This window comes from Propionivibrio sp. (genome assembly GCF_016790145.1).
GTDB lineage: Bacteria > Pseudomonadota > Gammaproteobacteria > Burkholderiales > Rhodocyclaceae > Propionivibrio.
The window spans coordinates 1-12813 of sequence record NZ_JAEUOI010000116.1 but is presented as its reverse complement, the minus strand read 5'-3'; the positions used below and the strand labels follow the sequence as shown (position 1 = coordinate 12813).

At 57.2% G+C, this 12813-nt stretch carries 10 protein-coding genes and 1 pseudogene; 7 read left to right on the top strand and 4 right to left on the bottom strand.

Features of this window, described 5'->3' with window-relative positions:
* The 3 genes and pseudogenes from JNM42_RS10410 to JNM42_RS10400 form a co-directional block, all read right to left on the bottom strand.
* Positions 1-299: pseudogene (locus JNM42_RS10410) on the bottom strand (chromosome partitioning ATPase); the annotation flags it as partial.
* A 9-nt stretch (positions 300-308) separates the two neighbouring features.
* Positions 309-1844, bottom strand: a complete 1536-nt coding sequence (locus JNM42_RS10405) for an XrtA system polysaccharide chain length determinant (protein ID WP_294269135.1) — start codon at positions 1842-1844, stop codon at positions 309-311.
* Between the two features lie 103 nt (positions 1845-1947).
* Positions 1948-2574: an XrtA/PEP-CTERM system exopolysaccharide export protein gene (locus JNM42_RS10400; protein ID WP_294269132.1), complete on the bottom strand. Its 627-nt coding sequence runs from the start codon at positions 2572-2574 to the stop codon at positions 1948-1950.
* A gap of 345 nt (positions 2575-2919) precedes the next feature.
* Here JNM42_RS10400 and JNM42_RS10395 point away from each other — a divergent pair, with 345 nt between their 5' ends.
* The 5 genes from JNM42_RS10395 (at position 2920) to JNM42_RS10375 (ending at position 9201) form a co-directional block, all read left to right on the top strand.
* Positions 2920-3726 (top strand): long-chain N-acyl amino acid synthase, encoded by an 807-nt coding sequence (locus tag JNM42_RS10395; RefSeq protein ID WP_294269129.1) that lies wholly within the window; start codon positions 2920-2922, stop codon positions 3724-3726.
* 191 nt (positions 3727-3917) lie between these two features.
* Positions 3918-5000: a hypothetical protein gene (locus JNM42_RS10390; protein ID WP_294269126.1), complete on the top strand. Its 1083-nt coding sequence runs from the start codon at positions 3918-3920 to the stop codon at positions 4998-5000.
* A gap of 60 nt (positions 5001-5060) precedes the next feature.
* Positions 5061-6872, top strand: coding sequence for an AMP-binding protein (locus JNM42_RS10385; protein ID WP_294269124.1), 1812 nt, complete (start codon positions 5061-5063; stop codon positions 6870-6872).
* Positions 6869-7990 carry an SDR family oxidoreductase gene (locus JNM42_RS10380; RefSeq protein WP_294269121.1) on the top strand — a complete coding sequence of 374 codons (1122 nt, stop codon included), beginning with the start codon at positions 6869-6871 and terminating at the stop codon, positions 7988-7990. Before JNM42_RS10385 ends, JNM42_RS10380 begins: the two co-directional genes overlap by 4 nt.
* Positions 7991-7995: 5 nt before the next feature.
* Positions 7996-9201 (top strand): nucleotide disphospho-sugar-binding domain-containing protein, encoded by a 1206-nt coding sequence (locus tag JNM42_RS10375; protein ID WP_294269118.1) that lies wholly within the window; start codon positions 7996-7998, stop codon positions 9199-9201.
* 121 nt (positions 9202-9322) lie between these two features.
* On the opposite strand, the gene pepA is transcribed toward JNM42_RS10375, so the two are convergent.
* On the bottom strand, positions 9323-10162 hold the full coding sequence (pepA, locus tag JNM42_RS10370; RefSeq protein ID WP_294269115.1) for a flocculation-associated PEP-CTERM protein PepA: 840 nt from the start codon (positions 10160-10162) through the stop codon (positions 9323-9325).
* Between the two features lie 395 nt (positions 10163-10557).
* Here pepA and JNM42_RS10365 point away from each other — a divergent pair, with 395 nt between their 5' ends.
* Together JNM42_RS10365 and JNM42_RS10360 are read left to right on the top strand one after the other, a co-directional pair.
* On the top strand, positions 10558-11211 hold the full coding sequence (locus JNM42_RS10365; protein WP_294269114.1) for a DapH/DapD/GlmU-related protein: 654 nt from the start codon (positions 10558-10560) through the stop codon (positions 11209-11211).
* A 348-nt stretch (positions 11212-11559) separates the two neighbouring features.
* Complete coding sequence (locus JNM42_RS10360; RefSeq protein WP_294269109.1) at positions 11560-12807, top strand: FtsX-like permease family protein; 1248 nt, start codon at positions 11560-11562, stop codon at positions 12805-12807.
* The last annotated feature ends 6 nt before the right edge of the window (positions 12808-12813 follow it).

The following is a 12813-nucleotide window of genomic DNA, read 5'->3' as shown; positions in this document are numbered from 1 at the left end:
ACCCGGTACTCATCCGCAAGTTGGGATCGCGGAGAATCGGGACGAATGATGCCCGCCGCCGAAAGCATTTCCAGATCAAGTTCAACGCGCCGGGACATGACCATTTCCGGCGACTGGAGAACCATCATCTCATCCTGTTTGGCTGGAGGGTGCAACTCTTCCGGAGGCACGGGCGGTAGCGCCTGCTCAACCATCGGCTTAGAGACAGTCTCGGCAGTCTCTGCCGACGGGGAAGGTATATCAACCCCCGCCTGGCGCAGTTGCTCCAATCGTTGTGCCGCTTGTTCAATGAGGCTCATCGCTATTCCTCAAGCAGTACGGATTGAAAAAACAAACAGAAACGCAATCCCCATACCATAGATGCCAACAAGTGATGCGAAAGCAGCAATAAATCGCTTGAGATCCTTTTTCTCCTTAAGTCTATCCGCTTCTTCCACCTGTCTTGAAACCGTTCCGAGCAAGGGGAGTCCGCTCACTTCACGCAGAGCACGAGCGTCGAAGAAAACAGGGCGAATCTGGCTCGCCGCAAAGGGCACGAAAAGACCTGCGCCCAGGGCCAAGGCCAAGGTCAAAGGCAAAAGCAGAAGACGATTGGGTGAAACGGGCCGCGGAGAAACCCGCGGCGGATCGATAAGGCGGAATTCAACCCCCCCGGTACTGGCATCCATTTCGCCGGAAATTGTAGCCGACTCACGACGTGAGACCAGACTTTCGTAATTCTTCTTGTCGATCTCGTAATCCCGATTGAGCTGGGCGAATTGAGCCTCAATCTGTGGAATCATCTTCACCGAGTCCTTCAACCGGTCGTAACGCGACTGATACTCGGCCACCCGGACACGCAAAGAAGCCACAGTCGCCTCGTTTTCGGCGAGGGATACCTTGAGTTGCTGAAAAACCGGGTTGTTATTGACCAGAGAACCCGGGCTGGAAGGAGCAACCTTTTTCCGGGCAGTAATTTCCTCACGCTTTTGCTCTTCCAGATCCTTGATCAAGCGTCGCGTACTCACAACGTCAGGATGCTTCTCGGTATAGCGTTGCAACAATCCGTCAAGGTTGCGTTTCATGGTATCGATACGACCATCGATCTCGGGAACAGAAACGCCGGTAATCGATTCGGGAGTATCCGGTAACAGTACAGGTTCCTCTCCGACGATCTGCCGCTTGAGTGCATCACGGGAATTTTCCGCCTCACGCAGTTCAAGCTTCGATTGTTCAAGTGCAGCACTGATCTCGCCCATGCGGCCGAAATAATCCTTGCCGTCAGAAGACTGCATTGCGAGGTTCTTCAGCTTGAACTCCTTCAGACGGTTCTCCCCTTCTTCAAGTTTTTTCTGATAGACCTGAATCTGGTCATCTATGAATTTCTTGGCGGAGTCCGTATCCTTGCGCTTGTCGCCGAGGCTTGATTCAACAAAAATGGAAGCCAGCGACTGCACTACCCGCTTCGCCTTGTCCGGATCCTGGTCGTCATAGGCCAGCGTATAGAGATTGTCACGTGAAGTGCTTTTGATGGTCAGCGACTTCATCAACCCCTCAGCCATAGCGTCCTGCGCTTCCTTGGATTTGATATTGAGATCAAGATCAGCCATGCGGATCAGCTTTTCCACATTGGGGCGGCTGATCAGCGTCCGGCTCAGAATCATGATCTGCTGGTCGAGGTTGGGCTCGATCGTAAGACCGGCCATCAGCGGCTTGAGTATGGACTGGGTATCGACGTAAATACGCGCCGAAGCTTCATATTTGTCAGGAATACGGAAAACCGTAACGACACTTATCGCCCCGACGACCCAAGCGACTATCAACCCAAGCCAGCGATGCTTCCACATCCCTCGCAGAATAGTCATCGCTTGTCTGATTAATTCATCCATCGGATTCTGTTTGTTTCCGCTAGTAATTTAGAACAAAACTGCTGTGTCCGAAGACGCCACTGGTGTCAATGAGATTAAATCAGAACCAGCTACGTGGAATGATCAGCACGTCACCCGGCTTCATTTCAACATTAGCCGACACATCGCCGCGTTTGATCAGATCCCCGACACGCACCCTGTACTGCTTGTTCCCTTCGGCCGAGCGCAGGAGCGTTGTAGCGTTACCGTCGGAAAAATCGGTCAGTCCACCCACTACGATCATGACATCGAGCAGGGTCATGTTCTGCTTGTAAGGCAGCGTCTGCGGTTTGGCTGCTTCGCCCACCACGCGGATCTGCTCGCTGTAAGGCCCGACAAAGCCGGTAACGATGACCGTAACGACCGGATCGCGAATGAACTGGCCGAGCGCGCCCTCGATATCGCGGGCCAGCGCCGAAGGATTCTTTCCCATCGCCGGCAGATCTTCAACCAGCGGTGCTGTAATCTTTCCATCAGGTCGCACCGGGACGGACATCGAAAGCTCAGGATTGCGCCATACTACGATATTGACCATATCGCCCGGACCGATGAGATAATTGTAATCTGGCGAAGCCGCCATAGTAGGGGCAGGCGGATAACTGGAACAAGCGGAGAGCAAAGCCCCCAGCATCCCGATTACGACCCAACGCAACGCGGTACCCACACCGCCATACAGGCTGACAAACATACCAATCTCCTTTAATCGACTACTGCCCCATGGAACCCGGATAAATCAAAAAACGTGATACTAGCGGAAAAATACCACCAGCAGGGGCTTGCACGCTCCAGAAATATGCCGCAACAATTAGCAACACCCGATTTTTGTAGTCAAAACACGACAATTCGAGACCTTGCATACGGCTCAGTCTCGTGTAAACTGCTCGCAGCTTTATATTACTCATAGGAAAAATGCACGTGATGTGCTTAAATTCATCATGGCTACCAGGAAATCTCTGCTTGAAGATTTTTTGAATTTCTCCTTGCAGCCGACGCATGGCTGACTGATCAGAACACAATCAGGATACTTATATTCATGCATTCAGAAGGCCAACTAATTCACACTCCTGGGTATTTTTTCAGGAATACTGACTTTGTCTGCCCGCCGAACGCGGTTTTGGGCGAACGACGCAGTGACAGAAATCGGCTTTCCGCAAACGACAGCATTCTTGTTGTGCGGAGCGATTTTCATGTCCAAGTTGCAGACACTGAAGAACGGCTAAACGAGGTCAGTGCGCTGATCCGCCGGATGTATTCCTGGCGCGGTTATCGGTTTGACAAACCCGATTCAAGGCCCCGCCCAAACCATATAACCCTGCAAGCCTGCAAAGGCAAGGACACCCTCGGCACCTTGTCCCTTAATGTCGATTCTGAAGACGGGTTGCTCGCTGATGATCTTTATTGCAGGGAAATCGATGCCTTGCGCAGGCGCGCAGATACCGTATGCGAACTGACCGGGTTCGCCGTCAGTTCCCGCTTGGGCTCCAATGAATTGCTGGCAACCCTTTTCCACCTCATGCATATAATGGCCCGCCACTTGCATCGCGTCACCGACGCCGTGGTTGAAGTCAATCCACGCCACGCGCCTTATTACCAGCGTCTTCTTGGTTTCAATCAAATCGGGGATAGAAAAACATGCAGCCGCGTCAACGCCCCGGCGGTGCTGCTGCACATTGAAACGGATTTCATCGAAGAACAGATAGCCCGCCACGCCGCATGCCTCGAGCAAACAGAAAAATCACTCTACCCCCATTTTTTTTCCAGCCACGAAACCGAGTTCCTGCGTCGGCGAATGCAGGAGTTGAGCCAATTGTTTCCGGCATCGCGGCGGCAATACGATTAAATATTCGGGCACCCTTGTGAAGGTTGTTGCCCCCCTGCTTTCGGGTTAACTACCATTCCGGCTTCACGGTAGCCAGACAGGTGCAAAAAAGCCAATTCCACCTACATAGGACATGTGCATTGAAACTTGGCGCACCGTCCACCGGGCGCTGTAACCGTGATTCAGTTTGCGGATGCTGTGAGGGATAGACCATGAAAAGATGCCTCAAATGCCTGATACCCGATGCCGTACCCGACATATCACTATCTTCGGACGGCATTTGCAATCTGTGTCACGACAGCGGCCAGTTGGCGTCCGAGACGGACAAAGAAGAGGCAAACCGCCGGGACTACGAAACCGATTTCGAAAAGACCCTGGCACAATGCAAGGGCCAGGGCGAATATGACTGCCTGGTTCCGCTGAGCGGCGGGAAGGACAGTATCTATCTCCTTTACCGGCTCAAGGTCGAGTGCAAGCTCAAGGTGCTGGCTTTCACTGTTGACGTAAACATTCCCGCACTGGCCTGGGATAACATCCGGCGCGCACTGGCCAAGCTCAACATCGATCACATCACCTACTCCCCCTCGAACGATTTCTACGAGAGAACTTTCCGCTACCTGCTGCGCAACCAGGAGAAACGCGGTGCCGTCTATACCATCTCCTACGTTTACGCGCCACTCTTCGAAGGCGACGCCATCAAGCTGGCCATCGAGAAAGGCATCCCCCTGGTGCTGGCAGGATATTCACCTGGTCAGCCCGAACCCGAGCGCATGCTCTACGAGTTTTCGCGCAAGCTGATCTGCGAGACGGACTGGACACCGCCCGAACTGGCAAGCTGCGGCGAATTCAGTGCCGACGATCTTGGCCGCTTTTTCAAGCCTGGAGACTATCCGGCGGGAACACACTTCCCGCGCTACCTCGCCCCTTTCCATGCATGGCCCTACAACCAGGAAGAGATCATGCGCAAGGTTGTCGAACTCGGACTGGTCGCCACCAGCAAACACGCCAATCCGATCCACAGCAACTACCCAATCAACTGGCTGCTGATGTATTCCGACCTGCGCACCTTCGGCTACAACCCCTATGCGCCTGAATTCTCGGCACTGATCCGGCGCGGCAAGGCCAACCGCAACTACTGGCGTTTCATGGGGCCAATGGTCGATTTCTTGATCCGGAACCGGCTCGGTCCCGGCAAGGAAGTGACGCGCAGCCTCAACTGGCTCGGGCTGACAACCAACGATCTGCGCATCACCAAACCCTATGGCGCCTACGACCCGATTACGGGACCGGCCTGAGCGATGGCGATTCACGCCTGACACGGTTAGATCAGCTCGTGGAAATCGATGATGAACGCGATGAGGAACACACCCCGGCCGGACAAATTGCAGAATAGCGCAACAGGGACAGTGCCAGGTCTATTGCGCGCGCGTTGCGCCCAAAGCCCGGATGCAGCGGCGCTGTGGCAACTGTCGTCTTCGGGTCAATGGATTCCGACCACCTGGGGCGACTACGGCAAAGCGGTTGCTGCCCTGGCCGCTGGATTCAAAAGAATCGGCCTGGCACACGGCGATCGGGTGGGCATCATGTCCGCCACGTGCAAAGAGTGGGATTTTGCGCAACTCGGCGTGCTGGCCGCCGGCGGTGTTGCCGTCGGACTGGATCCATACGCACTCGACGAACACACGCAGGAGATCGCCCGGCGCTGCAATTTCGCAGGGGTTGTACTCGGCCATCCTTCGCTGCTCGAAAAGCTGGGAAATGAGGCACGAGGAAACCTGCGCTTCATCGTCAGCATCGAGCCGCCCACAGCGCCCGGAATCGTGGCCTTTGACTCACTCCTGGCAGACTCCGCCGAGGGAGTCGATTGGGATCAGTCACAGCCAGACGATGCGGCAACCCTCATTTTCACCTCCGGCACCACCGGTGCACCCAAGGGCATCCAGTACAGCCATCGGCAGATGTGCCTAGCCGTGTCCGCCATACTTTCAGCCTTTCCCGATATCGGCGAGGGCAAGCGCCTGGCCTGCTGGTTACCCCTGTCGAACCTCTTTCAGCGGATGATCAACCTGTGTGCGATTGAGCGCAGCGCGCAGACATTCTACGTCGCCGACCCGCGGGAAATCATGAAATTCGTCCCGCTCATCGAGCCGCATCTGTTCATCGGCGTTCCCCGTTTTTATGAGAAGCTTTATGCCGGCATGCAGGAGGCCATCGCGAAAAAACCGGCCTGGCAGCGGCATCTGGTGCACTGGGCCTTGCGCATCGGCGACCTGAACGCCCGCGCCGAGCGCACTGGCCGAGCGTCCGGAACCCTGCTCAAGCTGCAATGGGCTTTGGCCGAGCGCCTGGTACTGAGCAAACTGCGTGGCATTCTGGGCTCCAATCTGCACTTCATGATCAGCGGTTCGGCCCCCATGCCCTTATGGCTGCTCGAACGCTTTCATGCCATGGGTCTGCCGCTCCTTGAAGCCTACGGTCTCAGCGAAAACATCATACCGATCGCCTTGAACCGCCCCGATCGTTATCGTTTCGGCAGCGTTGGTCAACCCTTGCCGGGCTGCGAAGTCAGGCTCGCCGAGGACGGTGAACTGCTGGTGCGCGGGCCCGGCGTGTTCAGCGGCTATTTTGGTGAAGGCCTGGCAGAAGCCCGGGTCGATGCGGATGGCTTCCTCGCCAGCGGCGATTTTGCAAGCATCGACGCCGAAGGTTTCATCACCCTGATCGGTCGCAAATCCGAAATTTTCAAGACCTCCACCGGTCGCCGCATCGCACCCACCAGTATCGAATGCCACCTGAAGCAGGTGCAGCAGGTCGAGCATGCCCTCGTGTTTGGCGCCCGACGCGCCCAGCCGGTTGCCCTGCTCATCATCACCGAGGCCGCCTGGCAAGAAGATCGACACCTGCTCTGTGAACGCTTGCGAGCCGAAGTTACGCAGGCCGTAGCCGCATTGCCGGCTTACCAGCGCCCGGCAGGACTGGTCATCACGGCGCAGGCCTTGACCATTGCCGGAGGCGAACTGACCGCCAATCTGAAACTGCGCCGGCTCAATATTGAGACGAAGTATGCTAAGGTCTTGAACGCACTCTACTCGCACATCGACGCGGCAGCCGGCGCCCGCATCGAGGCGCAAAGTGATGACGGACTCTATCTATTTTGCAGCCTATGAAAACCTACCTGGTCACCGGCGCCACGGGCGCCATCGGCAGCGCCCTGATTCCGATCCTGCTGCAGGACACCGATACCTGCGTCAATCTGCTGCTGCGAGCAAAATCGGCTGACGAGCTGGCCGTTCGACTCGAAGAGCTCTACCGCTTCTGGCAGATCGGCTCCGCCGACACGGCATCGCGACAACGCGTGCGCGCGGTATGCGGCGACGTCACCCTTCCCCGTCTCGGCCTCGACGAGGTGACGTATCGCGGGCTATGTACCCGATGCACCCATATCGTGCACTCGGCCGGCAACGTGCGGATGAACCTGCCCATCGAACAGGCGCGCCACTCGTCCGTCGACTCGGCGCGCCACATCATCGAACTGGCGCACGCCTGCTCTCTTCTGGAAAAGATCGAATTCGTCAGCACCGTCGGTGTCGGCGGTCGTACGCACGGCACCGTTCCCGAAGAGTGGATCCTGACGCCGCGCGGGTTCCACAACACTTACGAACAGGCCAAGGCAGAAGCCGAGGATATCCTGCGCGTCGAGGTTGAGCGTGGCCTGCCGCTGACCGTGCATCGGCCGAGCATGGTCGTCGGCGATACGGTGAGCGGTCGCATCATCCATTTCCAGATCTTCTACCATCTGTGCGAATTTCTGTCCGGGCGGCGCACGCTGGGACTCTCCCCAGGTTTTGGCCGGGCCCGGCTCGATATCGTTCCCGCCGATTACGTCGCCCGGGCCATCGCCTGGTCAAGCACCACAGCCAGCAGCAGCGGCCGTATCCTCCATTCCTGCTCGGGGCCGGAGCAGGCCCTGGCGCTCGAGCCTTTGCGCGAAAACGTACGGCGTGCCTTTCGCACAGCCGGCCGCAGGCTTCCGCCGGTCATCAGCCTGCCCAACGGAGTCTTTCTCGCGCTGCTCAACGGGGTCAGCTTCTTCATGCCCAACGAAGCCCGGCGGGCGATCAAGACGCTTCCGGTGTTTCTCGATTATCTGGCCACTGAGCAGACCTTCGCCAACCGCCGAACGCAAACCCTGCTTGCTGCCGCCGGCCTCAGCCTGCCGGCGCCCGGCAGTTACCTCGACAAGGTACTGGGCTACTATCTGGAACACAACCCGCAGCGGCCGTAGCGACGATGAGCCATAAAAAGCGCGTCCTGTTTTTCGCCGAGCCCGCCACGCTGGCGCATGTGGTCCGCCCGATCGTGCTCGCCAGCAGCCTTGATCGCGCACACTATGAGGTCAGTGTCGCCACCGGCGCCGATTTCCGCCGCTTCGTCGAAGCCGCGGGGCTGGAGGTCCGCGATCTCTGGTGCATCGGCACCCGCGCCTACCTGGCGGCCGTGTCGGCGGGCCGTCCGGTGTTCCCCTTCGCGGTGCTCGAGCGCTATGTTGCTGACGACTTGCGGGTTATCGGCGAGGTGCGTCCCGACGTCATCGTCGGCGATTTCCGCCTGTCGCTGGCGGTCAGCGCACGGCTGGCCGGGATTCCCTATCTGGCGATATCGAATGCCTACTGGAGCCCCTTCGCACAGGCGCGATTCGAAGTTCCGGTGCACGCCGCCACGCGCCTGTTCGGTGTCGGTTTTACTGACAGCGTTTTCGGCCTGCTGCGGCCGCTGATCTTCGCTCAGCACAGCCTGCCGATGCACCGGCTGTGCCGGAAGCACGGTAGGCCCTCGCTCGGTTTCGATCTGCTGCGGATATTCAGCGAAGGCGACGTCACGCTGTTTGCCGATGTCCCGGAACTCGTTCCGACCACGGACTCGGGCCAGGCCGGACGCTACGAATATATCGGACCGATCACCTGGTCTCCGCCAGGCTCGGTCCCCGCCTCATTGAACGAGGCCGGCGATTCAAGAGCGCTGGTGTACATATCGCTGGGCAGCTCCGGCGATTCCCGCCTGTTGCGTCACGTCGTGAATGCTGTCCACGCGGCCGGGTGCCGCGTCGCCGTTGGCACGGCAACGCCCATCACCGATCAGGATCTGGGTCATGTCGACGTCGTACAGGGGATGCTTCCGGGCAACGAAATGGCGGCCATGGCGCAACTGGTCATCTGCAATGGCGGCAGTCCGGGCACTCACCAAGCGCTTCAGGCCGGAACCCCGGTACTCGGGATACCTGCCAATCTCGACCAGTTGCTGAACATGCATTTTGTCACCCGCTCGGGCGCCGGACTTGCAATACGCGCGGATCAGGTGACGAGCGACCGCGTGGGAGAAATGGTGCAAGGCCTGGTGCACGAGGCTTCATTCCGCGAACGCGCCCAGGCCGTCCGCGGTTGGTTCGGCACTTGTCGTGCCGAAGAACGGTTTCCAAGGGCGATCTCCGGCATTTAATACCAGCGTTGCACGGGCAGGTCGAATAAACTCTCATCAGTCAATGACGCCAGGGCAAGAAAGCAGGCAAGAAAAAGCCGCCCCCTTGGGGACGGCTTGGTTACTGATGCAACTGTAGCTATTAGTCTTTACGGCGACGGGCAAAGCCGAGACCCACCAGACTCAGGCCCAGAAGCGCCATTGTGCCGGGCTCGGGAATTCTGTTGAATTTTTGGTTGCCGTCGGCCTGGAAGACCAAGTCATCTGGAGAAATCGCAGCACCACTGGCACCACCGGCACCCGGAAGATTTGATGGAGCCGCCCAGGCTGTAGTAAAACTCCCAATTTGAAGAGTCGAAACTGCAGTGGTATTCAGGAGGCTGGTGTCCACAAAAGCGGCATTCACATAACTTAAATTACCCGTGAAGTTGAAAATACCTATTCCTCCTGCTCCAACATTAGTAAAAGTGCCTGCAAATCCTGGATTGATCGCGCCAGAGAACACCTTGGTACCGTTGGTGATACCTGCCCCGGTCAGCAGATTTGCATCCGCGAGATCTTGATAATAAATGTCAAACACACCACCGAGCGTGCTGAAATTTGCTTGAGTGCATAAAACATCTACGCAAGTCACAATTTCTGTAATGGTGGATTTGACAGTAAACTCCCAACCTTGGGTAGGACCGGATAGAGGAGCGGCAGGGGAAATACCGGGGGTCAAGAAATTCCCGCCTGAAGGGTTTTGAATTGAAACTGCATTCGCCCAATACGTCGTAGTAGTGATATCACCAGTAGTGCCAGTAAAGCCGGTGGTGACCGCAGACGCGGCTGAGTTCCAGTCGAATCCGCCAAAAACATCTAAAGACTGCACACCGTAGTTTGCAGTAGTAAATGTGAGGACAGGGGTAGCAAAAGTCGGGGCAGCAGTCGTAAGCAGACCCACGGCGCTAATTGCCACAGCCAGTTTATTAAATGATTTCATAGCTTTTCCTTTCAAAGTGAGCCTGCAATGTGCTGGCAGCTTTCTTAAAGCACTCTTCATGCCAGGTTTGTTGTTCTCTAATAAATCAATGAGTTATAAATATTCGGCGTAGACCTGAATTCCCGTGTGTAAAATTTCCCGACAGCTAAAACCCGCCTGAAGTCGTCAAACAGAGTACTGCCAGCAGTGCAATCGCATCAAGAGAATGGCCGCTCATCCACCTTAGGTGAGAAAATCAAGGCCTGGCGACCGCTTCCCGACGGCGACAATCCTGCGCTACACGCCATTGGTAGGCATCATGCACAAGATCACGGCGATTCATATCTCGGCATTCTGCGCCCTGTTGCGGCCGTTCGTAAAGCGTGTCAGGATCGAATTTGATTGAGGAGAACTGAGTGAAGACGAGCTATGTGGACTTCCTGTTGTGCGGTGGCGCGATCGGCGCGATCCTGGCGAGCGTGCTCGCTTTGATTGCCCTCCTCCGGCCGCTGTCGACAGCCTTCTTCTCCGAATATCACGTCATCGTCGATCTGATGCTCGCACTGCTTTGTTACGGACTGCTCTCCGCACTGCTCGTTCGCGTGCTGCTGAAGATCCGGCCGATGGAGCCTGGCGAATATTCGATGGATTCCTCGGTCTTCACCTACTGGAAGCTATTGACCATCGTCTACCGGTTGGGGCAGGGAGCACTCAATCCGTTCACGCCCGTCTTCGTCAAACCGCTGATCGAGATGCTATTCGGCGCCAGGGTGGGTGCCGACGTGGCCCTTGGCGGAACGATTGACGATCCCTACATGGTGACCATCGGAGCAGGTGCGGTATTGGGGAATGCCTCGCTGGTTTCAGGAAACATGGTCTATGGCGGCAAGTTCGTTTGCGGCGCCGTTAACATCGGCGCCGGGGCGACCATCGGCGTCAATTCGGTGATTCTGCCTGGCACGGAGGTGGGCGACAACGTCACCCTGCTGGGCGGCAGCTATGTGATGCCGGGAACGAAGATTCCGGCCGGGGAAACCTGGCGGGGCAACCCCGCCCGCAAATGGATGTGACGAGCCCGAGGCGTCGTCCGGTCACGCTGCAGACATCATGTTCCAACAGGATTGGCCATGAAATACAGCCGGCCTACGCAGATCCATCTTCAGGCTTTTTTCATTCCGTGGTTCGGGGCCAGGCTTCGCAATCATAACGGCGCACGCCGGAATCTGAGCGTAGGGAATGCAGAGCCAGAGGATTCCCAGCCGTCCTTTCTGGATTCCGGCTTGCGCCGTTATGACGAGCTGAGCTTCATGCCGTATTAGGTTTGGATTTGGTGTCCGGCCTGTTCGGGTACTCGCATCCGGGTGCATGCTGTGCGAGAATGCTGTCCATAAACCGGGGACCAGGCGAAGGGCGAATGAATGTTGAAAAAGCTTGATCTGCAAGCCGTGTACTCTGAGTTCGAAAGCGCATTCAGGAATATCGTTCGCCAGTATCGACGAAGCCTGTTCGGCATCTCGGCCGTGGCCTTCGGCGTGATCGCCCTGCTGCTCACCGCAGGCTTCGTCGAATGGATATTCTGGGCGGCACGCGAAGGCGCCATCGAGTCAGGACTCGGTCACATCCACATCATGCGGCCCGGCTACCTGGAGAACGGGCAGTCAGACCCCTACAAGTACCTCATGCCCGAGAATTCAGCAACGATTTCGGCCATTGAGAAACTACCCTCGGTGCGTACCGCTGCGCCACGGATCGGATTCAACGGCCTCATCAGTCACGGCGAGACGACGCTTTCGTTCCTGGGCGAAGGGGTCAACCTCGAGAAGGAGCGCGTACTCAGCCCGAGCCTGTTGGTCACCGAGGGGCAGGATCCTGCACCCGATGAAGCCAAAAGCATTTTTCTTGGCCGCGGCCTGGCGGAAAATCTCGGTGTGGTCGTCGGGGACCAGGTCGTTCTGATGGCAACGACGCCAAAGGGCGGGTTCAGCGCGGTCGAGGCGAAGGTTCGCGGTCTGTTCACTACCGTGAGCAAGGCTTATGATGACTCCGCATTGCGTGTTTCACTGCCGCTGGCGCAAAAGTTGCTCCGCGTTTCGGGTATTCATGCTTCAATCATCGTACTCGACGACACGGCGAAGACGGCGGACATGCTGCTGACACTTCGTTCCGATTTCAAGGACGAGGGTATCCAGTTCGTTCCATGGTACGACATGGCCGATTTCTACAACAAGACGGTGACCCTCCTGTCGCGGCAGGTGATGGTGGTGGAACTGATCATCGCCGCCGTCATTGTGCTCAGCATATCGAACACCATGACCATGAATGTCCTTGAGCGAACGTCGGAGATCGGTACCTGTCTGGCCATCGGCCGGCGGAGGCGTCAGATCTTGCGCCAGTTTCTTTTCGAAGGCCTGAGTATTGGCCTGATCGGCGGTGCGCTTGGCGTGGCCCTGGGCTGGCTGCTTTCAATCGTGATATCAAGGGTTGGTATACCCATGCCCCCACCGCCAGGCATGTCGGAGGGCTACTCCGGGGCCATCATGCTGACCTCCCGACTGGCGGTCGAAGCCTTCGTTCTGGCACTTGGAACAACCTTGCTCGCCAGCGTCTATCCCGCCTGGAGGGCATCGCGCATGGAAATTGTCGATGCCCTGCGGCACAACCGTTAGCCCTTG

Coding starts and splice junctions, on each gene's coding strand:
- JNM42_RS10375 (WP_294269118.1), top strand. CDS start 7,996: ATGAGCCATAAAAAGCGCGTCCTGTTTTTCGCCGAGCCCGCCACGCTG.
- pepA (WP_294269115.1), bottom strand. CDS start 10,162: ATGAAATCATTTAATAAACTGGCTGTGGCAATTAGCGCCGTGGGTCTG.
- JNM42_RS10405 (WP_294269135.1), bottom strand. CDS start 1,844: ATGACTATTCTGCGAGGGATGTGGAAGCATCGCTGGCTTGGGTTGATA.
- JNM42_RS10390 (WP_294269126.1), top strand. CDS start 3,918: ATGAAAAGATGCCTCAAATGCCTGATACCCGATGCCGTACCCGACATA.
- JNM42_RS10360 (WP_294269109.1), top strand. CDS start 11,560: ATGTTGAAAAAGCTTGATCTGCAAGCCGTGTACTCTGAGTTCGAAAGC.
- JNM42_RS10395 (WP_294269129.1), top strand. CDS start 2,920: ATGCATTCAGAAGGCCAACTAATTCACACTCCTGGGTATTTTTTCAGG.
- JNM42_RS10385 (WP_294269124.1), top strand. CDS start 5,061: ATGAGGAACACACCCCGGCCGGACAAATTGCAGAATAGCGCAACAGGG.
- JNM42_RS10400 (WP_294269132.1), bottom strand. CDS start 2,574: ATGTTTGTCAGCCTGTATGGCGGTGTGGGTACCGCGTTGCGTTGGGTC.
- JNM42_RS10380 (WP_294269121.1), top strand. CDS start 6,869: ATGAAAACCTACCTGGTCACCGGCGCCACGGGCGCCATCGGCAGCGCC.